Raw genomic sequence first — 24,530 nt, forward strand, 5'->3', positions numbered from 1 at the left:
GACGCCGGCGTCAAGGCAAGCGCGGCAGCAGCGGCTTCTGCGCGACCGGGGAGGACAGCACGATCGACGTGGTGGTCCGGCCCAGCGCCGAGATCTGCTCCAGCACCTGCTCCAGGTGACCGGTGTCCTCCACGGCGACCTTGAGGATCCAGCAGTCCTCGCCGACCACGTGGTGCACCTCGATGATCTCCGGGCGGGCGATCAGCTCCAGGGTCCTGGGGTGCTTGAGGGTGTACCCGCCGTGCGGATCGACCCGCACGAAGGCCTGGATGCCGTAGCCGAGGCGGGCCGGGGTCACACGGGCGCCGTAGCCGGTGACGACCCCGGACGCCTCCAGCCGGCGGACCCGCTCGGTCACCGCCGCCGGGCTCAGCCGCACCCGGCGCCCCAGCTCGCTGAGCTTGATCCGGCCGTCGGTCTGGAGCAGTTCGAGGATCTGCCGGTCCACTGCGTCGAGGGCCGCCGAAGTTTCGTTGGCGGTGGCGCGTGGATGCCGAGGTTCTTTCGGTGCGGCAGCCGGAACTCCCATGGTTCCCCCTTCAGTGCGGACACGAGTGCCGAAAGAATTATCGATGTTGATCCACTCCAGGGGGATGCGATGCGTGAGGTTCTGGTCATCGGTGGAAACCGCTATTTCGGCAAGCGGCTCATCGAGCGGCTGCTGGCCGCCGGGGACCGGGTGACGGTCCTCAACCGGGGGTCGTCCGCGGCGCCGGCCGGGGCGGAGCACCTGGTCGCCGACCGCGACGACGAGAGTGCGCTGCGCTCGGCGCTGGGCTCGCGCACCTTCGACGCCGTCGTCGACCAGGTCTGCTACACGCCGCGCCAGGCTCAGATCGCGCGGCGGGTGTTCAGCGGCCGCACCCGCCGGTACGTGATGACGTCGACGGTCGAGGTGTACGAGTACGAGGACTCCGTGGCGCCCGTGCGGGAGGACGCCGTGGATCCGCACACGGTCGCCGTCGACCTGGAACTGCCCTGGGACGACCCGGAGTTCCTGGAGTCCCACTACGGCGAGGGCAAGCGGCAGGCGGAGGCGGTGTTCGCGGCGGCGGCACCGGACCTGCCGTGGACGTCGGTGCGGGTGGCCCATGTGCTGGGCGGCGCCGACGACTTCACCGGCCGCCTCACGCACTACGCGGACCGCGTCCGGGCGGGCGAGCCGATCCGCGTCCCGCCGGTCAACCGCCCGGCGACGTACATCCACGTCGAGGAGATCGCCGACTTCCTGTTCTGGACGGTGGGCCAGGACTTCACGGGCCCGGTCAACGCGGCCTCGCACGGACTGCTGACCACGGACGACCTGTGCGCGGAGGTCGCGGCGCACCTGCCGGAGGGCAAGACCGTGTTCCGGCCGGTGGAGGTCGGCGAGGTCTCCCCGTTCTCCTTCGCCCGCTTCTACGGCATGGACAACTCCCGGGCCGTCCGGCTCGGTTTCCCCTTCTCCCACGTACGGCAGTGGCTGCCCCGAGCCGTCGCCGAGACCCTCGGAAAGGACCTCTGACATGCGTGACCGCCTTCTGGGCGACGTACGGGTGAGCGCGATCGGACTCGGCGCGATGCCGCTGTCGATCGAGGGCCGCCCCGACGAGGAGCGCGCCGTGGCCACCGTGCACGCGGCGCTGGACGCGGGCGTGACCCTGCTGGACACCGCCGACTCCTACCACCTGCCGGGCGCCGAGCCCGGCCACAACGAGCTGCTGGTGGCCCGCGCGCTGGCGGCGTACGGCGGTGACACGTCCGGCGTGCTGGTGGCGACGAAGGGCGGGCGGGGCCGGCCGGCGGACGGCAGCTGGACGGTCGACGGCTCCCCGCGCCACCTGAAGTCCGCGGCCGAGGCGTCCCTGAAGCGGCTCGGCGTGGAGGCGATCGGCCTCTACCAGCTGCACAAGCCGGACCCCGTCGTCCCGTTCGCCGAGTCGGTCGGCGCCCTGCGCGAACTGCTCGACGAGGGCAAGATCCGGCTGGCCGGGATCTCCAACGCCACCGTGGAGCAGATCCGGCAGGCCCACGAGATCCTCGGCGACAAGCTGGCGTCGGTGCAGAACCGCTACTCCCCCGCCGTCCGCGACAGCGAGCCGGAACTGCGCCTGTGCGCGGAGCTGGGCCTGGCGTTCCTCCCGTGGAGCCCCCTGGGCGGCATCTCCCGCAGCTCCCTGGACGGCCCGTCCCGCCTGGAGGGCGAGAACCGCTTCACGGCCTTCCACACCGTGGCCCGCGACCGGGGCGTCAGCCCCCAGCGGATATGCCTGGCCTGGCTGCTGTCCCACGCCCCGAACATGCTCCCGATCCCGGGAGCGAGCCGCCCGTCCACGATCCAGGACTCGGCGGCCGCGGCGGACCTGGCGCTGAGCACGGAGGAACTGGGGCGGCTGGAGGCGTCGGTGGAGGTCACGGCCCCCGGGGTCTAGAGAGCGACCTTGGCCGCCGCCTCCTTCACCTCCAGCAAGGACTCGCTGCGGCGTTCCTCGTCGAAGGCGCGGCGGCCGCCTCGGAGGCCGAAGAGGCGTTTGGCCAGGGCGATGTAGAGGACCGCCAGGATGTTGAGGACCAGGGTGGCGATCTTCAGCGCGCTGACGTGCTCGGTGAGTTCGTAGATCTCCAGCGGCAGGAAGGCGGCGGTGGCGACCACCGTCAGGTACTCCGCCCAGCGTTTGGCGTACCACAGGCCGACCGCCTCGACGATCTCGACGATCGCGTAGGCGAGGAGGAGGCCGGCGACGAGCAGGAGCGTGGAGTGCTGGTAGCCGAACGCCTTCTGGACGGAGCCGACGACCGGCGAGTGGTCGAGGTCGTAGTGGAAGTGGCGGAAGACCGGGCGAAAGACGTCGAGGTACTCGTCGAAGAGCCGGCGCACCGCGTCCTGGCTGTTGGAGAACTTCCACACCGCTGCCGCGACCAGCACGATGAACACCCCGCGCAGCACCCGCTCGATCGCGAGGAAGCGCAGGATGAACAGGTCCCGCAGCACCTTGCCGCGCGGCACCAGCGGCGCCTCGGCGGCCGGGCCCGAACCGTGCGGCTCGCCGAGGACGAAGTCGCCGCAGCGCAGGCACCGCCACACGTCGCCGAGCGCGGTGTCGGCGTGCAGCCGTACCCGCAGCCGGGGGTCGTCCGGCGCGTACGTCACGTGGCCGCGCCGCGCGCACGTCCGCCGGTTCCAGTCGATGTTCATCCCCCGAGCCTCCTGTGAGAAGCGTGCCGCACCATGACCGGTGCGGCACGCTAGGGGAGGAGGTTAAGAGTTCGGTGAGATTCAGCCGGCCTTGCTGAGCTGCGGCTCCTTCTCCTCGGCCGGCTGCTCCGCCCGCGCCTTGTCCCGGCGCGGCAGCAGCACCGCGACGAGCACCGTGCCGGCGCCCAGGATCACCACGCCGACCAGGCTGGTGTGGGCGACCGCGTCGGCGAAGGAGGAGCCGACGGCGTGGCTCATCTGCCCGGCGCCCTCGGCGAGTTGCTGCGCCTGCGCCTTGAGCTGCGCGGCCTGCTGCGGGCTGCTCGCGTGCGCCGCCTGCTCGGCGAGCGCGCGGGCCTTGTCGCCGATGCCCTGCGCGACGGCGTACCCGGCGCCGACGGAGTCCTGCGCGGTGGTGAGGGCGTCGGCCGGCAGCTTGCTGCCCTTCGTGGCGTCCGCGAGGTGGTCGGAGTACGACGTGGCGAGCAGCGAGCCGAGGATCGCGATGCCGAGCGAGCCGCCCAGCTCCAGCGAGGTGTCGTTCACCGCGCCGCCCACGCCCAGCTCCGCCTCCGGGAAGGAGCCCATGATGGCGTCCGTGCAGGGCGACAGGGCGAGGCCGATGGCCAGGCCGAGGATGACCAGGGGCGCCACGAAGTCGCCGTACGACGATCCCGCGTCGACCTGGGTCAGCAGGGCGAGGGCCGCCGTGCCGCCGACCATGCCCGCGCTCACCGTCCACTTCATGCCGACCCGCGGGGTGAGGTACCCGGTCAGCGCCGAGCCGACGAAGACCGCGCCGGCCAGCGGCAGCATGCGCACACCGGTGTCCAGGGCGTCGTAGCCGAGGACGAACTGCAGGTGCTGGGTGAGGTAGTAGAAGGCGCCGAAGACGGCCAGGAAGAACAGGGCGACGGCGAGGTTGGAGCCGGCGAAGCGGCGCTCGGTGAAGCGGCGCACGTCCAGGATGGGGCGCGGGTGGCGCAGCTCCCACAGGACGAAGGCGATCAGGGCCACGCCGGCCACGACCGCGGCGGTCACCGCCTTGGCTCCCCAGCCGAAGTGTGGGCCCTCGATGATCATGTAGACCAGCGCGCCGGTCCAGATCACCGACAGCAGGCCGCCGACGTAGTCGATCCGGTCGTGGTGCCCCGCCTTGGAGGGCGGGACCAGGACGAAGGCGGCGACGATCGCCACGGCCGCGATGGGCACGTTGATCAGGAAGGTCGAGGACCAGCCGTGGTCGCGCAGCAGCGCCCCCGCGACGACCGGCCCGGCGGCGATGGCGAGCCCGGCGGTGGCCGTCCACAGCGTGATCGCCTTGGCGCGTTCCTTGCGCGGGAACGTCGCCGCCAGCAGGGACAGCGTGGCGGGCATGATCAGCGCCGCGCCGACGCCCATCACGGCACGGGCGGCGATGACCGCCGTGGAGCTGTCGGCGAGGTAGCCGGCCACCGCGCCGCCGCCGAACACGACGAGCCCGAGGACCAGGGCGCCGCGCCGGCTGTACTTGTCGCCGATCGCGCCGAGCAGCAGCATCAGCGCGGCGTACGGGACGGTGTAGCCGTCGATGACCCACTGCAGGTCGGCGCTGGACAGCCCGAGGTCACGGGTCATGTCGGGCGCGGCGACCGTGAGGGCGGTGTTCGCCATCACGATGATCAGCAGGCTGAGGCAGAGGACGAGGAGCGCCCACCAGCGCCGGCGGTAGGGGCCCTCCATCCTCTCGACCGGTTCGTTCATCACGAGTCGCATGGCAGGGATCGCCTTCCTGGACGACAGGACTTGCACAATGGCGTGCAACTGCACAACCATGTGCAATGTACGTCCGTTGCACAGGACTGTGCAAGTCGACGGAAGTCCCGCTCCCGGGAGGAGGGCAGAATGGCTGCCATGACCACGGGTAACACCAGCCGCGCCGACGCCAACCGGCGCCGCATCCTCGACGTCGCCCTCGCGGAGCTGCTGCGCGACCCCGACGCGTCCATGGACCAGATCGCGCGCGCCGCCGGTGTCGTACGACGGACCGTGTACGGGCACTTCCCGAGCCGGGAGGCGCTGATCAGCACGCTGGTCGACGACGCGGTCGAGGCGCTGGCGGCCGCGCACGCCGAGGGCCGCGAGGGAGTGGAGGACCCGGCCGAGGCGGTGGCCCGCTCCGTGCTCGCGGTGTGGGAGATCGCCGACCGCTATCGCCTGCTCGTCGCGCTGGCCCAGCGCACGGTCACCATGCAGGGCATCCGGGAGCGCCTCGGCCCGGTCCGCGAGAACGGCATCCGGCTGCTCCAGCGGGGCCTGGACGAGGGCGTCTTCGCCTCAGCACTGCCGGCACCGGCGCTGGCGTACGTGCACGAGCAGATCCTCTTCGCCCTGATGGAGGCCGTGAACGACGACCTCCTCCCCGCGGCGGACGCGGGCCGCTCGGCGGCGGTCACGGTCCTGACGGCGGTGGGAGTACCGGCAGCAAGGGCGACGGACCTGGTGGAGAAGCTGGCGGCCGAGACCTGAGAAACGCCAAAAGGACACCCGGCAAAGGTTCAGGCAATGCCGGGTGTCCTGGTCAAAGGCGGGAGTGCAGCCCACCTAGGGGCGCGGGGAACTGCGCGACGAGCCACGGACGACCCGCACCCGCAGAACCACGCAAGCCCCCACGGCGCTATGCGTTGGCCAACTGCTTCTCCGGCACCGTCTCAACCTCGGAGTCATCGAGCAGCGTCCGCTCATCGAACGGCACCTCCCCCGCCAGCACCGCGCGGACGCGCTCCGTGTCGATCTCCTTCGTCCACGTCCCGATCAGCACCGTCGCCACCGCGTTGCCCGCGAAGTTGGTCAGCGCGCGGGCCTCGCTCATGAAGCGGTCGATGCCGACGATCAGCCCGATGCCGTCGACCAGCGCCGGCTTGTGCGACTGCAGGCCACCGGCCAGCGTGGCCAGGCCCGCCCCGGTGACGCCCGCCGCGCCCTTGGAGGCGACCAGCAGGAACAGCAGCAGCGGGATCTGCTCGCCGATCGACATCGGCGTACCCATGGCGTCGGCGATGAACAGGGACGCCATGGTCATGTAGATCATGGTGCCGTCGAGGTTGAAGGAGTAGCCGGTCGGCACCGTGATGCCGACGACCGGCTTGCTCACGCCCAGGTGCTCCATCTTCGCGATCAGCCGCGGCAGCGCCGACTCGGAGGAGGAGGTGGACAGGATCAGCAGGAACTCGCGGCCCAGGTACTTGAAGAACGTGAAGACGTTGAGCCCGGCGACGATCCGCAGCAGCGCCCCGAGGACGACGAACACGAACAGCGCGCAGGTGACGTAGAAGCCGAGCATCAGCACGGCCAGCGACTTCAGCGCGTCCACGCCCGCCGAGCCGACGACCGCGGCCATCGCGCCGAACGCGCCGATGGGCGCCGCCCACATCACCATCGCCAGGACGCGGAAGACGAGCCGCTGGATGTGCTCGACGCCGCGCAGCACCGGCTGCCCGGCCTTGCCCATGGCCTGCAGCGCGAACCCGCACAGCAGCGCGACCAGCAGGGTCTGCAGCACCTCCCCCTCGGTGAAGGCGGACACGATCGTCTTCGGGATGATCCCGAGCAGGAACTCGGTGGTGTCCTTGGCCTCGGCGTCGACCTGGGCGTGCCCGGCGTTCTTGACCGCGTCGGTGACGGCGAGGCTGGAGCCGGGCTCCAGGATGTTGCCGACGACCAGGCCGATCGCGAGCGCGACCAGGGACATCGCCAGGAAGTAGCCGAGGGCGATGCCGCCCACGGCCCCGACCTTGGCGGCCTTGCGCACCGAGCCGATGCCGAGCACGATCGTGCAGAAGATGATCGGCGAGATCATCATCTTGATCAGGTTCACGAAGCCCGTGCCGATGGGCTTCAGTTCGACCGCGAAGTCGGGTGCGGCGAGCCCGACGACGATACCGAGGGCGACCGCGACGATCACCGCGATGTACAGGTAGTGGGTGCGGTCCCGCTTCACAGCGGGCGCGGCTGGTGCCGTTGGGGATGTGCTGGCGGCCACGGCTGCCCTCCTTGACGTCTTCGTCGGCATCACCGGCGTGCGGCTCACGTCCGGGCGTTTTGGGGATTGCCGTGACTATCTCCCGGCCCTGTGAGGGCGGTCACCCTTCCGTTCATTTAGTTCACAATCAGCCGCCGAGGCAGACTGACGGCATGCGCATATCCGTTCGCAGACCCCGCAGCCTGGCAGGCCAGCTGTTCGCCATGCAGGCCGTGCTGCTCGCGGTCGTGGTGGCCGGATACGCACTGTTCAGCTACGTCAGCGACCGCAGCCAGGCCGAGCAGGCGGCCGGCCGGCAGGCCACGGCGGTGGCCCGGTCGGTGGCCGATTCCCCGTCGGTGCGCTCGGCCATCCGCACGTCCGATCCGACGGCCGAGCTCCAGCCGTACGCGCTGCGGATCATGCGGGACACCGACGTCGACTTCGTCACGATCATGAACCCGCAGGGCATCCGCTGGACCCACCCCGACCCGAACCAGATCGGCAAGCGTTTCCTCGGCAACACCGCCCCCGCCCTGCGCGGCGAGACCTTCACCGAGACCTACACCGGCACCCTCGGCCCCTCGGTCCGCGCGGTCACGCCGGTCGAGGACGACGACAAGCGGATCGTGGGCCTGGTCAGCGCCGGCATCCGGGTCGAGGCGATCAGCGCACGCGTCCAGGACCAGGTGACCGCCCTGCTCGGCGTCGCGGCGGGGGTGCTGGCCCTCGGCGCGATCGGCACCTACGTGATCAACGCCCGGCTGCGCCGGCACACCCACGGCATGAACGCGGCCGAGCTGAGCCGTATGCACGCCTACCACGAGGCCGCGCTGCACGCCGTACGCGAGGGGCTGCTGCTGCTCGACGGGCAGTACCGTGTGGCGCTGATCAACGACGGCGGACGGGAGCTGCTGGGGGTGAGCGGGGACGTGGTGGGCCGGTCGGTCGCGGAGCTGGGGCTTCCCGCGCCGCTCACGGGGGCGCTGCTGGCGTCCGAGCCGCGGGTGGACGAGGTGCACCTGACGGCGGAGCGGGTGGTCGTCGTGAACACCTCGCCGGTGTCCGGCGGGGAGCGCCGCGGCACGATCGTGACCCTGCGCGACGTCACCGAACTCCAGTCGCTGATGGGTGAGTTGGACTCCGAGCGCGGCTTCACCCAGGCGCTGCGCTCCCAGGCGCACGAGGCGGCCAACCGCCTGCACACGGTCGTCTCCCTGATCGAGCTGGGCCGGGCCGAGGAGGCGGTCGACTTCGCCACGGCCGAGCTGGAGCTGGCGCAGGCCCTGACCGACCAGGTGGTGGCCGCGGTGAGCGAACCGGTGCTGGCCGCGCTGCTGCTGGGCAAGACGGCGCAGGCGAACGAGCGGGGCGTGGAGCTGGTGGTGTCGTCCGACAGCCGCCTGGACGACGGGCTGCTGCCGGCCGACCTGTCGGCCCGGGACCTGGTGACCATCCTCGGCAACCTGATCGACAACGCCGTCGACGCGGCGCAGGGCGGGGTGGCGCCGCGGGTGACGGTGACGGCGTACACGGACGCGTCCGAGCTGGTGCTGCGCGTGGCGGACACCGGGCCCGGCGTCGACCCGGGCCATGCCGACCTGGTCTTCCAGCGCGGCTACTCCACCAAGCCGTCCGGACCGGGCGGGCGCGGCCTCGGCCTGGCCCTGGTCCGCCAGACCGTGTACCGCCACGCGGGCACGCTCACGGTGGCGGAGGCGGCCGAGGGCGGCGCCGAGTTCGAGGTGCGGCTGCCGCTGCGGGTCGGCGCGAGCACCGGGGGCGACGCATGAGCACCGAGCGGCCGCCGATCCGGGTCCTGGTCGTCGAGGACGACCCGGTCGCCGCCGACGCGCACGTGATGTACGTCGGCCGGGTGCCGGGCTTCACCGCCGTCGGCAAGGCGCACACCGGTGCGGAGGCCCGCCGGTTCCTGGACCGCGCGCCGGTCGACCTGCTCCTGCTCGACCTGCACCTGCCCGACGTGCACGGCCTGGCCCTGGCACGGTCGCTGCGGGCCGCCGGCCACCACGCCGACGTCATCGCCGTGACGTCGGCCAGGGACCTGGCGGTCGTACGGGAGGGCGTCTCGCTCGGCGTCGTCCAGTACGTCCTGAAGCCCTTCACCTTCGCCACCCTGCGCGACCGCCTGGTCCGCTACGCCGAGTTCCACGCGGCGGCGGGCGAGGCCAGCGGCCAGGACGAGGTGGACCGCGCCCTTGCGGTGCTGCGCGCCCCGGGCCCGGCGGCGCTGCCGAAGGGGCTGAGCGCGCCGACCCTGGAGCGGGTGACCATGGCGCTGCGCGAGCAGGGGGAGGGCCTGACGGCGACGGCCCTGGCCGAGACGGTGGGCATCTCGCGCATCACCGCCCGCCGCTACCTGGAACACCTGGTGGAGGCGGGCCGGGCGGACCGCAGCCCGCTGTACGGCCAGGTGGGCAGGCCGGAGCTGGTGTACCGGTGGGTGTCGCAGGGGCGGTGAGGCCGGCGGCACGCGCGCTGTCCCCCGGCGGCCGGAGCGGCGTCAGGTGTCGAGCCGCAGCAGCTTGCCGAGCAGCGTGGAGAGCTGGCCGCGTTCGGCCGGCGTGAGGTCCTTGAAGGTGTCGTCGAGGAAGGCGGGGACGGCGTCCTCGGCTTCGGCCAGGAGCCGGCGGCCCGAGTCGGTGATGGTGACGGCGTAGGCGCGGCGATCGCCCGCGTCGCGTTCGCGCCGCACGTGCCCGGCCTTCTCCAGGCCGTCGCAGATGCCGACCATGACGCTGCGGTCGATGCGCAGCTGGTCGCTCAGCACCCGCTGTGAGGTGGGCCCGACGTCGGCGAGCATCTTGAGCACCAGGTGCTGCCCGACGCCGATCCCGGTCTCGGCGGCCCGGGCCTCCGCGGCACGGGCGACGGCGGCGGAGGCCCGGCACAGCGCGATGTCGAGACGCTCCGCGGCGAGTGTCGGGAAGTAGACGGCCTCGCGGTCCGCGGTCCTGGGCGCCATTCGGCCCACCTCCTCTGCCTCTGCGTGTGCGGCGGTCGTCGTCGAGCCTACCAAGAATCGTCTGCGTCCAGATTGTTTGCGCGCCACCCAAGTCATTTGTATGCTCGCCAATCATCTGTAAGCAAATTGTTTGCCCGCAGATTGACGCGGTGATCACTGACGCCCGCACCCGAAACGCGAGGAAGCGGCCATGACTCTGGACCTGACCCCGGACCAACTGCTGTCCACCACCCGCGCCGTGCGCAAACGCCTCGACCTGGACCGCCCGGTGCCGCGCCACCTGATCGAGGAGTGCGTGGACCTGGCCACGCAGGCGCCGACCGGCCGCAACCGGCAGCGCTGGCACTTCGTCGTCGTCACCGAAGCCGACCAGCGGCGGGCCGTGGCCGACATCTTCCTGCGCGCCCTCCCGCTCGCCACCGGCCACCCGCTGACCGAACGCGACGCCTGGCGCATGCACTACCACCCCGGCTCCACCGAGCGCGTCTTCGACGGACTGCGCCATCTGGCCGCCAACATCCACCGGGTGCCGGCCTTCGTCATCCCCGGGGTGGAAGGACGCACCGACCACGCCCCGGTGAGCGTGCAGGCGGGCGCCTGGGGCTCGATCCTGCCGGCGGTGTGGAGCTTCATGCTGGCCGCCCGCGCACGCGGCCTGGGCACCACCTGGACGACGGCGCAAGGCCCACTGGAACGGGAGCTGGCCGAGGTGCTCGGCGTCCCGTACGACGACGTCATGCTGGCCGCGTTCCTCCCGCTGGCCTTCACCCTCGGCACCGACTTCAAGCCGGCCCGCCGGATCCCCCGCGAGCACGTCCTGCACTGGGACCACTGGGAGAGCCGCCCGGCCGGACCCGCCCGGCAGAGCACCCGCTCCGCGCCGGCCGCCGTCAATCCGCCGCACACACATTGACCTGACTAGACCACTCAACTTACGTTCGCACCGCAGCAATCTCCGCGTCACAGCCTCGTGAGCCCGCTGGAGGTCATGCCCGTGCGCCCCACCGCCGCCGTCTCGGCGCTTCTGACGACCGTTCTCGCCTCCGCCGCGCTCACCGCGTGCGGGGGCGGGTCCGGCAGCAGCCCCGACACCGTCAAGGTCTCCTTCAAGCAGTCGACCGACAACTCCGTCCATGTGATGGACGACTATCTCGCCGGTATCAAGAAGCAGTTCGAGGCCTCCCACCCCGGCAAGAAGGTCGAACTCGTCCCCATCAAGGCACCGGACTCGGAGTACTACACCAAGCTCCAGCAGATGCTCCGCTCCCCCAAGACCGCGCCGGATCTGGTCTACGAGGACACCTTCCTCATCAACTCCGACATCACCAGCGGGTACTTGAAGCCGCTCGACGCGTATCTGGCGAAGTGGCCCGACTGGCAGCAGTTCATCGACACGGCCAAGGCCGCCGCGAAGGCCCAGGACGGCAGGACGTACGGCGTTCCGGACGGGACCGACACCCGGGGGCTCTGGTACGACAAGGGCGTCTTCGCCAAGGCCGGGCTGCCCGTGCCCTGGCAGCCGAAGACCTGGGACGACGTGCTGTCCGCGGCCCGCGCCATCAAACAGAAGGTGCCCGGTGTCACCCCGCTGAACGTCTACACCGGCAAGCCGGCCGGTGAGGCGGCCACCATGCAGGGGTTCGAGATGCTGCTGTACGGCACCGGGGACGGCACGAGCGATCCGCTGTACGACGCCGGCAGCAAGAAGTGGGTGGCCGGCGGGCAGGGGTTCAAGGACGCGCTGGCGTTCGTCGAGACCGTCTACAAGGAGAAGCTGGGCCCCGACGTCTCCACCGCCCTCGACCCCAACATCCAGACCATCGTGCGCGGTGAGCTGCTGCCCAAGGGCAAGCTGGGCATCGACCTCGACGGCTCCTGGCTGCCGCAGGACTGGCTGCCGGGGGCGGGACACGAGTGGCCGCAGTGGTCGCAGAGGCTGGGGCTCGCCGCGATGCCCACCCAGCACGGGCAGGCGCCCGGCAAGGTGAGCATGTCCGGCGGCTGGACCTGGTCGATCCCGGCCAAGGCCGGCAACCCCGACCTCGCCTTCGAGTTCGTCAGAACCATGCAGACCAAGGCCAACGCCCAGAAGTGGTACATCGCCAACTCGGGCATCGCGGTGCGCCGGGACGTCGCCGCCGACCCCGCGTACGCCGGCGCCCAGCCCGGCATCAAGTTCTTCACCGACCTCGTCGCCAGCACCCACTACCGGCCCGCCTACCCGGCGTACCCGAAGGTGTCCACGGCGATCCAGGAGGCCATGGAGGGCGTGACGACCGGGGACGTGAGCGTGGAGAAGGCGGCGGCCGGATATGACGAGGCCCTCAAGGACGTCACCGGCGGCCAAGTGGTCGAGAAATGACCTCCCGCGTCCTGCCCCGCACCCTTCCCCTCGTCCCCGCCCTGGTCCTGCTGCTGCTCTTCCTCGCCGGGCCCATCGCCTACTGCGCGTACATCGCCTTCACCGACCTCCAGCTCACCGGGCAGGCCCACTCCTCCTTCGTCGGGCTGGACAACTTCCGCCGGGCCTTCGGCGACGAGGACTTCCTCAACGCCGTATGGCTGACCCTCGTCTTCACCGTCGTGTCGTCGCTGCTCGGGCAGAACACGCTGGGGCTGGCGCTGGCCGCGCTGATGCGGCGGGCGTCGAAGCCGGTGCGCACACTCACCGGCGGGATCGTGGTGACGGCCTGGGTGCTGCCGGAGGTGGTGGCCGGGTTCCTGCTGTACGCCTTCTTCCGCAAGGAGGGCACGCTCAACGCGATCCTGGACGCGCTGCATCTGCCGTCCCAGAACTGGCTGTTCACGCTGCCGATCCTCGCCGTGTCCTTCGCCAACGTCTGGCGCGGCACGGCGTTCTCCATGCTGGTGTACTCGGCCGCGCTCGCCGAGATCCCGCAGGAGATCACCGAGGCCGCCGAGGTCGACGGCGCCGGCGGGTGGCGCCGGCTGTGGCACATCACGCTGCCGATGATCCGGCGGTCCATCGCGACCAACCTGATGCTGAACACCCTGCAGACGCTGTCCGTGTTCGGGCTGATCTGGGTGATGACCCGGGGCGGGCCCGGCGGGAGGAGCCAGACGCTGCCGCTGTTCATGTACGAGCAGGCGTTCCAGAACAGCATGATCGGCTACGGCACGGCGGTGGCGCTGCTGCTGCTCGTCGTCGGCTCGCTGTTCTCGGTGGTGTATCTGCGGCTGCTGCGGACGGAGGTGTGAGCACCGCCATGGCCCGCACGCTCACCTCCCGCCGCGCCGCCCGCCGGCTCGCCGCCGATCTCGGGCTGCTCGTGGTGGCGGCCGCGTTCTGCCTGCCGCTCGCCTGGGTGGTGCTGTCGTCCGTCGATCCGCACGCCGATCTGCGCGTGAAGGTGCCGGACGGGGTCACGTCCGGCAACTACGACGCGATCCTCACCTCGGACATCACCTTCACGCCGCTGCTCAACAGCCTGATCCTGTGCGGCGGCGCGACCGCCCTGACCGTGGTGTGCGCCGCGCTCGCCGCCTACCCGCTCTCCCGCTTCCGCTCCCGGTTCGCCGGACCGTTCCTGCTGACGGTCCTGTTCGCGACCTGCCTGCCGATCACGGCCGTCATGGTGCCGGTGTACGCGCTGTTCGTGCAGGTGAACCTGATCGACACCATGCAGGGGACCATCTACTTCTTCGCCGCCTCCCAGCTGCCCATGGCCATCTGGCTGATGAAGAACTTCATGGACGGCGTGCCGAAGGAGCTGGAGGAGGCCGCCTGGACGGACGGGGCGTCGTCGCTGCAGTCGCTGGTGCGGATCGTGCTGCCGCTGATGGGTCCCGGACTGGCCGTGGTGACCGTGTTTTCCTTCGTGATGATGTGGGGCAACTTCTTCGTGCCGTTCATGTTGCTGATCACCCCGGACCAGATGCCGGCGTCGGTGAGCATCAACGAGTTCTTCGGCAACCGGGGCATGGTCGCCTACGGTCAGCTGGCGGCGTTCTCGGTGGTCTACTCGACGCCGGTGATCGTTCTGTACGTGCTGATCGCGCGGCGGATGGGCGGCGGTTTCGCCCTGGCCGGGGCGGTCAAGGGGTGACACGTGCCGAGAAGGGTAAAACCTACGGAACCGTAGCTTCCTACAATCCGTGATCCTGTCCGAACCGACCGTAGTCATTCCTTGAACGCCGCTCTAGGTTGTGCCGGGTGCGCCATCCCTCATCTCCCTCGAACCCGCCCGGCCCCCCGTTCAACGCCCTGGCCGCCCGCCGGCTGCGTGCCGCCCTCGGCATGGGACCCGAACACGTCGCCCACGGCATGCGGGTGTCGTACGGACTGCCGTACGTCACCCCGGATCTCGTGATCGCCTGGGAACGCGGCATGACCGCCCCCACCAATGCCGAACTCACGGCGCTGGCGGGCATCCTGTGGTGTGCGCCGGGTGAACTCATCGCCCGTCCGCGCACCCTGCGCGAGCACCGCATGGCCCGCGGGGTGGCCCCGGAGGACGTGGCCCGGGTGGTGGGCATCGACCTGCGCTCGTATCTGCGCATGGAGGAGACCGGGGACTGGCGCGGCAACGAGCGCCAGTCCGCGGCGCTCGCCGAGGTGCTCCGGCTGTCGCTGCCGGACTTCGTGGCCGTCACCGGGCGCGAGGAGCGCCTCGCCGAGCTGCTGCGCAGTGCGACGACCATCCGCTGGCAGGGGTATGTGCGCCCGGTCGCCAAGGTCGCGCCGCTGGACCGGGGCATCCTGGAGGAGGTCCTGCAGGAGCTGCACGAGGACTACCAGGGCCACATGGCCGCCACCCTCAGCTGGGGCGGCGGCAGCAGCGACTCCCAGGAGACCGGCCGCGCCTTCCTGGAGGCGATCGTGGAGAACTTCTGGGCGGCCGTGAGAAAGAGAACCGGCTAGAGAAACGAGAACCGGCCGGCGGAGGGTCTAGAAGACCGACTCCGCCTCGTCCATGCGGTCCTTGGGGACCGTCTTCAGCTCGGTCACCGCCTCGGCCAGCGGGACCATCACGATGTCCGTGCCGCGCAGGGCGGTCATCTTGCCGAACTCCCCGCGGTGCGCGGCCTCGACCGCGTGCCAGCCGAAGCGGGTGGCGAGGACCCGGTCGTACGCGGTGGGCGTGCCGCCGCGCTGGACGTGCCCGAGGATGACCGGCCGGGCCTCCTTGCCCAGGCGCCGCTCCAGCTCGTGCGCCAGCGCGGTGCCGATGCCCTGGAACCGCTCGTGGCCGAACTGGTCGATCTCGCCCTTGCCGTAGTCCATGGTGCCGTCGGCCGGGTGGGCGCCCTCCGCGACGCAGACCACGGCGAACTTCTTGCCGCGCGCGAAGCGCTCCTCGACCATCTTCACCAGGTCGGCCGGGTCGAAGGGGCGCTCGGGCAGGCAGATGCCGTGCGCGCCGGCGGCCATGCCGGACTCCAGGGCGATCCAGCCGGCGTGCCGGCCCATGACCTCGACGACCATCACGCGCTGGTGGGACTCGGCGGTGGTCTTCAGCCGGTCCATCGCCTCGGTGGCGACGCCGACGGCGGTGTCGAAGCCGAAGGTGCGGTCGGTGGAGGAGATGTCGTTGTCGATGGTCTTGGGGACGCCGACGACCGGCAGGCCCGCGTCGGAGAGCATGCGGGCCGCGGTCAGCGTGCCCTCGCCGCCGATCGGGATGAGCGCGTCGATACCGAAGTCGCTGACGATGTCGGCGGCGTTCTCGCAGGCCTCGCGCAGCCGGTCGCGCTCCAGCCGGGAGGAGCCGAGGATCGTGCCGCCGCGGGCGAGGATGCCGCTGACGGCGTTCAGGTCGAGGCTGCGGTAGCGCCCGTCGAGCAGGCCGGCGTAGCCGTCCTCGAAGCCGATGACCTCGTCGCCGTAGTTGTCCACCGCCCGGTGCACGACCGACCGGATGACGGCGTTCAGGCCGGGGCAGTCGCCGCCTGCGGTGAGAACTCCGATGCGCATCGTGCTGTGTCTCCTGCTCGCTGTGGGTACCGGTGAGCTCCTCCCGATTGTTCCACGTCCCTGACCAGCGGAACGTCTTGACGGGCGCCTTATCTGTGTCCAGGGGTATTGTCAAGAGGGTTCCGCTCACCTCCGTGGGCGATTTTTGTACACGGAGGTGTACGCCGCGGACGCAGGCCCCCTGGCCGTGGATCTCACAGACGTAGACCTCACAGACGAAACGGAGAGCACACGTGACGCGCAGCGTGTACGTGACCGGTATCGACCGCGGCGACGGCCGCCAGGTCGTCGAGCTGGGGGTCATGGAACTCCTGACCCGGCAGGTCGACCGGGTCGGCGTCTTCCGCCCGCTCGTGCACGACGGCCCGGACCGGCTCTTCGAGCTGCTGCGCGCCCGCTACCGCCTCTCCCAGGACCCGGCGACGGTCTACGGCATCGGCTACGACGAGGCGTCCGCGCTCCAGGCCGAGCGCGGCACGGACGAGCTGGTCGCGGTGCTGGTGGACCGCTTCCACCTGGTCGCCCGCGACTACGACGTCGTCCTGGTCCTCGGCACCGACTTCGCCGACACCCAGCTGCCCGACGAGCTGTCGCTGAACGCGCGCCTGGCCAACGAGTTCGGCGCCTCGGTGATCCCGGTCGTGGGCGGCAGGAAGCAGGGCGCCGAGGCGGTGCTCGCCGAGACCCGCAACGCCTACCGGGCCTACGACGGCCTGGGCTGCGACGTGCTCGCGATGGTCACCAACCGGGTCGCCCGCGAGGACCGCGACGCGATCGCCGAGCGGCTGGCCGGCCGGCTGCCGGTGCCCTGCTACGTCGTTCCCGACGAGCCCGCGCTGTCCGCGCCGACCGTGTCCCAGATCGCGCACGCGCTGGACGCCAAGGTGCTGCTCGGCGACGACTCGGGCCTGGCCCGCGACGCGCTGGACTTCGTCTTCGGCGGGGCGATGCTGCCGAACTTCCTCGGCGCCCTGACCCCGGGCTGTCTGGTCGTCACCCCCGGCGACCGCGCCGACCTGGTCGTCGGCACGCTGGCCGCGCACAGCGCCGGCACCCCGCCGATAGCCGGCGTGCTGCTCACCCTGAACGAGGTCCCCGGCGAGGACATCCTCACCCTCGCCGCCCGCCTCGCCCCCGGCACCCCGGTGCTGTCGGTGTCCGGCAACAGCTTCCCCACCGCCGCGCAGCTGTTCTCCCTGGAGGGCAAGCTGAACGCGGCCACCCCGCGCAAGGCGGAGCGGGCGCTCGGCCTGTTCGAGCGCTACGTCGACACCGCCGACCTCAACAAGCGGGTCTCCGCGCCCAGCAGCGACCGGGTCACGCCGATGATGTTCGAGCACAAGCTGCTGGAGCAGGCCCGCGCCGACAAGCGCCGGGTGGTGCTGCCGGAGGGCACCGAGGAGCGCGTGCTGCACGCCGCCGAGGTGCTGCTGCGCCGCGGGGTGTGCGACCTGACCCTGCTCGGCCCGGTCGACCAGATCCGCAAGAAGGCCGCCGACCTCGGCATCGACCTGGGCGACACGCAGCTGATCGACCCGGCGACCAGCGAGCTGCGCGACGCCTTCGCCGAGAAGTACGCGGCCCTGCGCGCCCACAAGGGCGTCACCGTGGAGCTGGCCTACGACGTCGTCTCGGACGTGAACTACTTCGGCACCCTGATGGTCTCCGAGGGCCTGGCCGACGGCATGGTGTCGGGCTCGGTGCACTCCACGGCGGCCACCATCCGGCCCGCCTTCGAGATCATCAAGACCAAGCCGGACGCGTCGATCGTGTCGTCGGTGTTCTTCATGTGCCTGGCCGACAAGGTGCTCGTCTACGGCGACTGCGCGGTCAACCCGGACCCGAACGCCGAGCAGCTCGCCGACATCGCGATGCAGTCGGCGACCACGGCCGCCCGGTTCGGCGTCGAACCGCGGATCGCGATGCTGTCGTACTCCACCGGCACCTCCGGCGCCGGCGCCGACGTGGAGAAGGTGCGCGAGGCGACCGAACTGGCCCGGCTGCGCCGCCCCGACCTGAAGATCGAGGGTCCGATCCAGTACGACGCCGCCGTGGAGCCGTCGGTCGCGGCGACCAAGCTGCCCGGCTCCGAGGTGGCCGGACAGGCCACGGTGCTGATCTTCCCCGACCTCAACACCGGCAACAACACCTACAAGGCCGTGCAGCGCTCGGCCGGCGCGATCGCGGTCGGGCCGGTGCTGCAGGGCCTCAACAAGCCCGTCAACGACCTGTCCCGGGGCGCGCTCGTCCAGGACATCGTCAACACCGTCGCCATCACGGCGATCCAGGCCCAGTCCCCCACCGAGAAGGCAACACAGCAGTGACCGGCACCCGCGTCCTCGTCCTCAACTCCGGCTCGTCGTCGGTGAAGTACCAGCTGCTCGACATGCGCGACAGCAGCCGGCTGGCCGTGGGGCTGGTCGAGCGGATCGGTGAGCAGACCTCCCGGCTCAAGCACACCCCGCTGGCCTCGGGCGGTGTGAGCCGGGAGTTCAACGGCCCGATCGCCGACCACGACGCCGCGCTGAAGGCCGTCGCCGAGGAGCTGTCCAAGGACGGCCTGGGCCTGGACTCCCCCGAACTCGCCGCGATCGGGCACCGGGTGGTGCACGGCGGCAAGCAGTTCACCGAGCCGACCGTCATCGACGACAAGGTGCTCGCGGAGATCGAGCGGCTGATCCCGGTCGCCCCGCTGCACAACCCGGCCAACCTGACCGGTATCCGCACGGCGACGGCGCTGCGCCCCGACCTGCCCCAGGTCGCCGTCTTCGACACCGCGTTCCACACGACGATGCCGGAGTCGGCCGCGCGCTACGCCATCGACGTCGAGACCGCCGACCGGCACCGCGTGCGCCGCTACGGCTTCCACGGCACCTCGCACGCGTACGTCTCCCGGGCGACGGCGAAGCTGCTGGGCAAGGCACCCGAAGAGGTGAACGTGATCGTGCTGCACCTGGGCAACGGGGCGTCGGCCTCGGCCGTGCGGGGCGGCAGGTGCGTGGACACCTCCATGGGACTCACGCCTTTGGAGGGCCTGGTGATGGGTACGCGCTCCGGAGACATGGACCCGGCCGTCATCTTCCATTTGATGCGTGTTGGTGGAATGTCCGCCGACGAGATCGACACTCTTCTGAACAAGAAGAGCGGACTGATCGGGCTGTGCGGGGACAACGACATGCGGGAGATCCGCCGCCGGATCGACGAGGGCGACGAGCGTGCGCGACTCGCCTTCGACATTTACATTCACCGGCTGAAGAAGTACATCGGCGCCTATTACGCCGTGCTCGGGCGGGTGGACGCGGTGGCCTTCACGGCCGGGGTCGGGGAGAACGCGGCGCCGGTGCGCGAGGCGGCGATCGCGGGCCTGGAGGAGCTGGGCCTGGCGGTCGACGGCGAGCTGAACGCCGTACGCGGTGACGAGCCGCGGCTGATCTCGCCGGAGTACGCGCGGGTTGCGGTGGCGGTGGTGCCGACGGATGAAGAACTGGAGATCGCGACGCAGACATACGCACTGGTCGGAATGAACAACTGAACTGAGCGCACCTGAGCAATAGGGCACTCATTTGTACTTTCCGCCAGACGGAATATTCCGTAGCGAAACAAACCGATAGGATCGCCCCATGCGCCGTTCGAAAATCGTCTGTACTCTCGGCCCCGCGGTCGACTCCCACGAGCAGCTCGTCTCGCTGATCGAAGCCGGCATGAACGTGGCCCGCTTCAACTTCAGCCACGGCACCCACGCCGAGCACCAGGGCCGGTACGACCGCCTGCGTGCCGCGCAGAAGGAGACCGGCCGTCCCATCGGCGTCCTCGCCGACCTGCAGGGCCCGAAGATCCGCCTGGAGACCTTCGCCGAGGGTCCGGTCGAGCTGGAGCGCGGTGACGAGTTCGTCATCACGACCGAGGACGTTCCCGGTGACAAGCACATCTGCGGCACCACGTACAAGGGTCTGCCCGGTGACGTGGCCAAGGGCGACCAGGTCCTGATCAACGACGGCAACGTCGAGCTGAAGGTCATCGAGGTCGAGGGCCCGCGGGTGCGGACGATCGTCATCGAGGGCGGCGTCGTCTCCGACCACAAGGGCATCAACCTGCCCGGCGCGGCCGTCAACGTCCCGGCCCTGTCCGAGAAGGACATCGAGGACCTGCGGTTCGCGCTGCGCATGGGCTGCGACCTGGTCGCCCTGTCCTTCGTCCGCGACGCCAAGGACATCAACGACGTCCACCGCGTCATGGACGAGGAGGGCCGCCGCGTCCCGGTCATCGCCAAGGTGGAGAAGCCGCAGGCGGTGCAGAACATGGAGGACGTCGTGATGGCGTTCGACGGCGTGATGGTCGCCCGTGGCGACCTGGCCGTCGAGTACCCGCTGGAGCAGGTCCCCATGGTGCAGAAGCGCCTGATCGAGCTGTGCCGGCGCAACGCCAAGCCGGTGATCGTGGCGACCCAGATGATGGAGTCGATGATCACCAACTCCCGCCCGACCCGCGCCGAGGCCTCCGACGTGGCCAACGCGATCCTGGACGGCGCGGACGCGGTCATGCTGTCGGCGGAGTCGAGCGTGGGCGCGTACCCGATCGAGACCGTCAAGACGATGTCGAAGATCGTCACCGCGGCCGAGCAGGAGCTGCTCAGCAAGGGCCTGCAGCCGCTCGTGCCGGGCAAGAAGCCGCGCACGCAGGGCGGTTCGGTGGCCCGCGCGGCCTGCGAGATCGCCGACTTCCTCGGCGGCAAGGGCCTGGTCGCCTTCACCCAGTCCGGCGACACCGCCCGCCGTCTGTGCCGCTACCGCGCGGTCCAGCCGATCCTGGCGTTCACCACCGACGAGAACACCCGCAACCAGCTGACGCTGAGCTGGGGCGTGGAGCCGTACGTGGCGCCCTTCGTCAACAGCACCGACGAGATGGTCGACCTGGTCGACCAGGAAGTGGTCAAGATGGGCCGCTTCAACGAGGGCGACATCGTGGTGATCACGGCCGGCTCCCCGCCCGGCGTCCCCGGCACCACCAACATGGTCCGGGTGCACCACCTGGGCGGCAACAACCGCGACTGACCCCGCGGGAGTTCCCGTACGGCGCTGAGGGCGCCCCCTGTGACAGGGGGCGCCCTCAGCCTTTGTGCGGCTCCCGAACGGGTCTGTGGGGACGCTCGGCGGGTCCTGCGGGAGCGCGCTCAGTCCGTGTACAGATGCATGCCCGGCACGTGCAGGGTGCCGCCGAACTGGGCGGCCTGGGTGACCTTCACATTGGTGAAGTAGATCAGCGGGATGTTCAGCGGCGGCGGGCTGTCCGGGCTGAACGTGATCGGGATCAGGCCGAAGAGGTTGCCGGAGATGGACTCCGTGTACATCACCGTGGAACCGTTGCGGATGGTGGACGTCGAGCCCTTGGCCGCCTGCACGTGGTAGGTCTTGCCGGAGTTCTTGTCCTTGACGATCTGGTGCAGGTCGCCGATGTCGGTGCCGCCGGAAATGACGTACTTCAGCACCTTCTTGGTCTTGCCGCTGCTGGTCTTCACCTCGACGACGCCCTGGTAGTCGGCGCTCTTCAGCAGCAGCGAGCTGGCCTGGAGGTACCAGGGGTCCTCGGCCACCGGCACCTTGTTGTCGACGCCGCCCTCGTCCTCGGTGGCCGCCACGCAGTCGTCGGGGGTGGCGCTCGCGGAGGGGCTCGGCGTGGCGGTGGCCGCGTCGGCCGCCTCGCCGACCGCGTCGGTGGTGTCCTTGACCGTGCCGGTGACGTTGTCAGTCGTGTCCTTGACCGTGTCGGTCGCCTTGTCGGTCGTGTCCTCGACCGTGCCGGTGACCTTGTCGGTCGTGTCCTTGACGGTGCCGGTCACCTTGTCGACCGTGCCCGTGGCGGAGGCCGAGGGCGAGGCGGTGGGCGTGGAGCCGGCGGTGGGCGTGGGCGAGTTCTTGTCGCCGCCGCCGAAGATGCCGGTGATGGCGTCGCCGATGCCGTCGAGCAGGTTCTTGTCCGTCGCGGACGGCGACGGGGTGGGCGTCGAGGACGTGCTCCCCGTGGACCCGGTGGACCCGCCGGACTTCGGGGACGCGGACGAGGCGGACGGCGAGGGCTCGGCCTTGTCGCCGGAACCTGAATCCGGCGAAGAGGACGGGCCGTCGGAGGCGTCCGGGGAACCGGTGGCCGACGGCTCGGGACTCGCGTCGTCCTTCGAGCCGTCCTTCGCCTCGTCGCTCTGCGAGGCGGACGGCGACGGGGTGGCCGAGGCGTCCTCGCCGTCCTTGCCGAGCGCGTCGACGCAGTCCTGGTAGTCGTCGGCCAGCTTGGACGTCGCGGTCGGCGCGTGGTCGTCGGCGACGGCGAGCGTCGGGGTCATCCCCATCGCCATGAGGACCGCGGTGGGCATCGCCGCGACGGCTATCGCCTTGCCGGCCGGCAGGTGGAACCGGGTGAACAGCGGCTTGCGCGGGGCCGCGTGGCGCGGGCCCGTTCTGTCGTGGGCGGCGGCACTCTCGGTGCGGACCTCGTCAGCCGACACGGCGCCCCCCGTCCGAGTCCTCGGCCGCCGGCGGGGCGGCCGGGTCCAGGGGCGCGTCGTCCGACTCCTGCCGCGCCGCACCGCGCTGCGGCCTGGCCGGCGCCCAGGAGACGGCGAGGGCGCCGCCGATGAGCGCCAGCAGGAAGCCCATCAGGAAGCCGCCGATGTTGGAGACCACCAGGGACACCAGGGCGAGGAGGATCGCCGCGACGCCGGCGAAGACCCGCGTCGCCTTCTGGAACCACATCGTCAGGCCCAGCGTGATCAGCAGCACGCCGATGATGAGGGAGCCGGCGCCGGCGGTGGTCGCCATGGCGATCGACATGGTGCCCAGCTTGAGCGTGGCGTAGGGGAAGTAGGCGATCGGCACCCCACCGAGCAGGGTGAACAGGCCTGCCCAGAACGGCCGGGTGCGCCGCCAGTCACGGAATCGCAGACGCAGCCGGGTGACGTTCCCGGCGCTCTGGACCGGAATCTCGGCACTCATGGAAAACAGCTCCCTGGGTCCGGTGGAAGTACGTACCGGCTCGGCCGCAGGCGTGCAGAAGCCGGAATGTGGAGTCGGGGGTGGCGCGGACGGCGCGTTGCCTGGTGGTGCGGGGCGGGGAAGCGAGCACTCCCCCGCCCCGCCTGGTATCAGCTCAGCTGTGCCAGATCACCGTGCGGCGGCGACCGTCAGTAGCACTCCATCTTGGAGTCCGTACCGAGGCGCATCTTCAGGCCGCTGAGCTTGAAGGTGCCGGCCGTGGTCGCCCACGCGGTCTGCTTGACGTCGGTCAGGTCGGCCGAGTCGGCCTGCTGGGCGAAGCCGCCCGGCAGCACGTTGTCGCCGCTCTTGACGGCGGGACCCTTGTTCTGGTCCTGGACCGCCACACCGATGTCGATGTTGTTGAACGTGGCATCGGCGTCGAGCTGCGCGACGTCGATGTACAGGTTCTTCGCCTCGACCTTGTGGTCGGCGTCCGGCCCGGCCTCAAGACGGAGGTAGATCGTCTTCCCTATGAGGGGGATCTCCGTCTTCACGGACTGACACATGTTGGTGATCTCGGCCGTCTTGAACGACGAGATCGCGACCGGACGGGCCGTCTTGGTCTTGCCGTCGGTCGAGGTGTAGCCCGTGTCGATGCCGCCGTACTGGGCGAAGCCGTCACCGTGCAGCTTGCCGGCCGACACCTTGAACTCCTGGCCGGACACGCTGAAGGACGCGGCGAGCGCACCCTGAGCGAGGCCGACACCGATCGCCGCCGCGGCTGCCACGCTGGGCACCATGACGACGGCGAACCGCTTCCATCTGGTCCCGCCACGCACCTGGGACTCCATATTTCCTCCTTCTCGGACGTACATCTCCTGACCGCCTCAAGCCCCCTAGACGGCGGCTCAGCCGGGCAGGGATGGGAGAAGTGCTACGTCCTCGGGAAGGAGCGCCGCGCTCGGTGGCGCTGGAACGCGCCCGAATCACCGGCGATCACCCCCGAGCGACAACCACTGGTCGCGCCTGACACGCATCACGCACAACCTTGCTGGACAGGCTTCACCGACGGGCGAAGACCCCCCTGTCCAAGAGCCGGCGCCACTGCCGTCGGCTCTGCTCGGTGGGGACCCAGGAAGTCCCGCCACCCGATTGGCTGTCGGGCTACGGGAATGGACCGAGCGTCGCCGATCGTGGTGCATTCTCGCCGCCGACACAAGGGGGTTCGTTACTCGCTAGTAACGGCCGGATCACCGCTCGGCGACCCACAGGTCTCAGGCGGCGACACAGGGTGGCTCCAGCCCTCGGGACAAAACCGTTGATCGCTGGACAGAATCTGACAGAAGCACTGCCTGGACTTACTCGTAGTAACAGCGGCCGCGATTACCAAGATTTGGTAAAGCGCGGCCGCAGTGGAGGCGTCTCGGCGAACTTTTCACTCGGGCATCACATGCCCTCGCGTTTAG

At 70.5% G+C, this 24,530-nt stretch carries 22 protein-coding genes; 13 read left to right on the forward strand and 9 right to left on the reverse strand.

Going from position 1 to position 24,530, the window contains the following annotated elements:
• Nucleotides 1–10: 10 nt before the first annotated feature.
• Nucleotides 11–529 (reverse strand): Lrp/AsnC family transcriptional regulator, encoded by a 519-nt coding sequence (locus C3489_RS04030; protein ID WP_103779934.1) that lies wholly within the window; start codon nt 527–529, stop codon nt 11–13.
• A 69-nt stretch (nt 530–598) separates the two neighbouring features.
• Here C3489_RS04030 and C3489_RS04035 point away from each other — a divergent pair, with 69 nt between their 5' ends.
• Together C3489_RS04035 and C3489_RS04040 are read left to right on the forward strand one after the other, a co-directional pair.
• Nucleotides 599–1,504 carry an NAD-dependent epimerase/dehydratase family protein gene (locus tag C3489_RS04035; protein ID WP_103779936.1) on the forward strand — a complete coding sequence of 302 codons (906 nt, stop codon included), beginning with the start codon at nt 599–601 and terminating at the stop codon, nt 1,502–1,504.
• Between the two features lies 1 nt (nt 1,505).
• Entirely contained in the window at nt 1,506–2,411 is a 906-nt protein-coding gene (locus C3489_RS04040) for an aldo/keto reductase (RefSeq protein ID WP_103779938.1), read from the forward strand.
• Here C3489_RS04040 and C3489_RS04045 read toward each other — a convergent pair.
• Nucleotides 2,408–3,175: a DUF2127 domain-containing protein gene (locus C3489_RS04045; RefSeq protein ID WP_103779940.1), complete on the reverse strand. Its 768-nt coding sequence runs from the start codon at nt 3,173–3,175 to the stop codon at nt 2,408–2,410. The genes C3489_RS04040 and C3489_RS04045 overlap by 4 nt on opposite strands.
• 81 nt (nt 3,176–3,256) lie before the next feature.
• The gene (locus C3489_RS04050) at nt 3,257–4,930 is read right to left on the reverse strand and encodes an MFS transporter (RefSeq protein WP_103779942.1); all 1,674 of its coding nucleotides are present in this window, start codon (nt 4,928–4,930) and stop codon (nt 3,257–3,259) included.
• Between the two features lie 129 nt (nt 4,931–5,059).
• On the opposite strand from C3489_RS04050, the gene C3489_RS04055 reads away from it, so the two are divergent.
• Nucleotides 5,060–5,683, forward strand: coding sequence for a TetR/AcrR family transcriptional regulator (locus C3489_RS04055; protein WP_103779944.1), 624 nt, complete (start codon nt 5,060–5,062; stop codon nt 5,681–5,683).
• 148 nt (nt 5,684–5,831) lie between these two features.
• Here the strand turns inward: C3489_RS04055 and C3489_RS04060 are convergent, their stop codons facing one another.
• Nucleotides 5,832–7,226, reverse strand: a complete 1,395-nt coding sequence (locus C3489_RS04060) for a cation:dicarboxylate symporter family transporter (RefSeq protein ID WP_103780132.1) — start codon at nt 7,224–7,226, stop codon at nt 5,832–5,834.
• 122 nt (nt 7,227–7,348) lie between these two features.
• On the opposite strand from C3489_RS04060, the gene C3489_RS04065 reads away from it, so the two are divergent.
• Nucleotides 7,349–8,968 carry a sensor histidine kinase gene (locus tag C3489_RS04065; RefSeq protein WP_103779946.1) on the forward strand — a complete coding sequence of 540 codons (1,620 nt, stop codon included), beginning with the start codon at nt 7,349–7,351 and terminating at the stop codon, nt 8,966–8,968.
• Nucleotides 8,965–9,657, forward strand: coding sequence for a response regulator (locus tag C3489_RS04070; protein WP_103779949.1), 693 nt, complete (start codon nt 8,965–8,967; stop codon nt 9,655–9,657). The genes C3489_RS04065 and C3489_RS04070 overlap by 4 nt, the downstream gene beginning before the upstream one ends.
• A 42-nt stretch (nt 9,658–9,699) precedes the next feature.
• On the opposite strand, the gene C3489_RS04075 is transcribed toward C3489_RS04070, so the two are convergent.
• Complete coding sequence (locus C3489_RS04075) at nt 9,700–10,161, reverse strand: MarR family winged helix-turn-helix transcriptional regulator (protein WP_103779951.1); 462 nt, start codon at nt 10,159–10,161, stop codon at nt 9,700–9,702.
• Nucleotides 10,162–10,351: 190 nt separating this feature from the next.
• Here C3489_RS04075 and C3489_RS04080 point away from each other — a divergent pair, with 190 nt between their 5' ends.
• From C3489_RS04080 to C3489_RS04100, 5 genes are all read left to right on the forward strand, one after another.
• Entirely contained in the window at nt 10,352–11,074 is a 723-nt protein-coding gene (locus tag C3489_RS04080) for a nitroreductase family protein (RefSeq protein WP_103779953.1), read from the forward strand.
• 75 nt (nt 11,075–11,149) lie between these two features.
• Nucleotides 11,150–12,523, forward strand: a complete 1,374-nt coding sequence (locus C3489_RS04085; protein ID WP_103779955.1) for an extracellular solute-binding protein — start codon at nt 11,150–11,152, stop codon at nt 12,521–12,523.
• Entirely contained in the window at nt 12,520–13,380 is an 861-nt protein-coding gene (locus C3489_RS04090; RefSeq protein WP_103779957.1) for a carbohydrate ABC transporter permease, read from the forward strand. Before C3489_RS04085 ends, C3489_RS04090 begins: the two co-directional genes overlap by 4 nt.
• 8 nt (nt 13,381–13,388) lie before the next feature.
• A complete protein-coding gene (locus C3489_RS04095; protein ID WP_103780134.1) occupies nt 13,389–14,228 on the forward strand; it encodes a carbohydrate ABC transporter permease in 840 nt (279 codons plus the stop codon).
• 98 nt (nt 14,229–14,326) lie between these two features.
• A complete protein-coding gene (locus tag C3489_RS04100; protein ID WP_374936718.1) occupies nt 14,327–15,043 on the forward strand; it encodes a helix-turn-helix domain-containing protein in 717 nt (238 codons plus the stop codon).
• Nucleotides 15,044–15,070: 27 nt separating this feature from the next.
• On the opposite strand, the gene C3489_RS04105 is transcribed toward C3489_RS04100, so the two are convergent.
• Nucleotides 15,071–16,096: an ATP-dependent 6-phosphofructokinase gene (locus C3489_RS04105; RefSeq protein ID WP_103779961.1), complete on the reverse strand. Its 1,026-nt coding sequence runs from the start codon at nt 16,094–16,096 to the stop codon at nt 15,071–15,073.
• Between the two features lie 233 nt (nt 16,097–16,329).
• Between C3489_RS04105 and pta the strand changes: the two genes are divergently transcribed.
• From pta to pyk, 3 genes are all read left to right on the forward strand, one after another.
• Nucleotides 16,330–18,420: a phosphate acetyltransferase gene (pta, locus tag C3489_RS04110; protein ID WP_103779963.1), complete on the forward strand. Its 2,091-nt coding sequence runs from the start codon at nt 16,330–16,332 to the stop codon at nt 18,418–18,420.
• A complete protein-coding gene (locus tag C3489_RS04115; RefSeq protein WP_103779965.1) occupies nt 18,417–19,628 on the forward strand; it encodes an acetate kinase in 1,212 nt (403 codons plus the stop codon). Before pta ends, C3489_RS04115 begins: the two co-directional genes overlap by 4 nt.
• A gap of 88 nt (nt 19,629–19,716) precedes the next feature.
• Nucleotides 19,717–21,147 (forward strand): pyruvate kinase, encoded by a 1,431-nt coding sequence (pyk, locus tag C3489_RS04120; protein WP_103779967.1) that lies wholly within the window; start codon nt 19,717–19,719, stop codon nt 21,145–21,147.
• Nucleotides 21,148–21,266: 119 nt separating this feature from the next.
• Here pyk and C3489_RS04125 read toward each other — a convergent pair whose 3' ends face one another.
• The 3 genes from C3489_RS04125 to C3489_RS04135 all read right to left on the reverse strand — a co-directional run bounded on the left by C3489_RS04125 (nt 21,267) and on the right by C3489_RS04135 (nt 23,915).
• Nucleotides 21,267–22,595, reverse strand: coding sequence for a hypothetical protein (locus tag C3489_RS04125; RefSeq protein ID WP_103779969.1), 1,329 nt, complete (start codon nt 22,593–22,595; stop codon nt 21,267–21,269).
• A complete protein-coding gene (locus C3489_RS04130) occupies nt 22,585–23,082 on the reverse strand; it encodes a DUF6114 domain-containing protein (RefSeq protein WP_219821922.1) in 498 nt (165 codons plus the stop codon). Before C3489_RS04130 ends, C3489_RS04125 begins: the two co-directional genes overlap by 11 nt.
• Nucleotides 23,083–23,270: 188 nt before the next feature.
• Nucleotides 23,271–23,915 (reverse strand): DUF6230 family protein, encoded by a 645-nt coding sequence (locus C3489_RS04135; RefSeq protein ID WP_103779971.1) that lies wholly within the window; start codon nt 23,913–23,915, stop codon nt 23,271–23,273.
• Nucleotides 23,916–24,530 lie beyond the last annotated feature (615 nt).

Source organism: Streptomyces sp. Ru71 (assembly GCF_002920535.1).
GTDB lineage: Bacteria > Actinomycetota > Actinomycetes > Streptomycetales > Streptomycetaceae > Streptomyces.

What these genes read in the sequence shown, in the direction of transcription:
- C3489_RS04030 (WP_103779934.1), bottom strand. Translation starts at nt 529, where the DNA reads ATGGGAGTTCCGGCTGCCGCACCGAAAGAACCTCGGCATCCACGCGCC.
- C3489_RS04035 (WP_103779936.1), top strand. Translation starts at nt 599, where the DNA reads ATGCGTGAGGTTCTGGTCATCGGTGGAAACCGCTATTTCGGCAAGCGG.
- C3489_RS04040 (WP_103779938.1), top strand. Translation starts at nt 1,506, where the DNA reads ATGCGTGACCGCCTTCTGGGCGACGTACGGGTGAGCGCGATCGGACTC.
- C3489_RS04045 (WP_103779940.1), bottom strand. Translation starts at nt 3,175, where the DNA reads ATGAACATCGACTGGAACCGGCGGACGTGCGCGCGGCGCGGCCACGTG.
- C3489_RS04050 (WP_103779942.1), bottom strand. Translation starts at nt 4,930, where the DNA reads ATGCGACTCGTGATGAACGAACCGGTCGAGAGGATGGAGGGCCCCTAC.
- C3489_RS04055 (WP_103779944.1), top strand. Translation starts at nt 5,060, where the DNA reads ATGGCTGCCATGACCACGGGTAACACCAGCCGCGCCGACGCCAACCGG.
- C3489_RS04060 (WP_103780132.1), bottom strand. Translation starts at nt 7,226, where the DNA reads ATGCCGACGAAGACGTCAAGGAGGGCAGCCGTGGCCGCCAGCACATCC.
- C3489_RS04065 (WP_103779946.1), top strand. Translation starts at nt 7,349, where the DNA reads ATGCGCATATCCGTTCGCAGACCCCGCAGCCTGGCAGGCCAGCTGTTC.
- C3489_RS04070 (WP_103779949.1), top strand. Translation starts at nt 8,965, where the DNA reads ATGAGCACCGAGCGGCCGCCGATCCGGGTCCTGGTCGTCGAGGACGAC.
- C3489_RS04075 (WP_103779951.1), bottom strand. Translation starts at nt 10,161, where the DNA reads ATGGCGCCCAGGACCGCGGACCGCGAGGCCGTCTACTTCCCGACACTC.
- C3489_RS04080 (WP_103779953.1), top strand. Translation starts at nt 10,352, where the DNA reads ATGACTCTGGACCTGACCCCGGACCAACTGCTGTCCACCACCCGCGCC.
- C3489_RS04085 (WP_103779955.1), top strand. Translation starts at nt 11,150, where the DNA reads ATGCCCGTGCGCCCCACCGCCGCCGTCTCGGCGCTTCTGACGACCGTT.
- C3489_RS04090 (WP_103779957.1), top strand. Translation starts at nt 12,520, where the DNA reads ATGACCTCCCGCGTCCTGCCCCGCACCCTTCCCCTCGTCCCCGCCCTG.
- C3489_RS04095 (WP_103780134.1), top strand. Translation starts at nt 13,389, where the DNA reads ATGGCCCGCACGCTCACCTCCCGCCGCGCCGCCCGCCGGCTCGCCGCC.
- C3489_RS04105 (WP_103779961.1), bottom strand. Translation starts at nt 16,096, where the DNA reads ATGCGCATCGGAGTTCTCACCGCAGGCGGCGACTGCCCCGGCCTGAAC.
- pyk (WP_103779967.1), top strand. Translation starts at nt 19,717, where the DNA reads ATGCGCCGTTCGAAAATCGTCTGTACTCTCGGCCCCGCGGTCGACTCC.
- C3489_RS04130 (WP_219821922.1), bottom strand. Translation starts at nt 23,082, where the DNA reads ATGAGTGCCGAGATTCCGGTCCAGAGCGCCGGGAACGTCACCCGGCTG.
- C3489_RS04135 (WP_103779971.1), bottom strand. Translation starts at nt 23,915, where the DNA reads ATGGAGTCCCAGGTGCGTGGCGGGACCAGATGGAAGCGGTTCGCCGTC.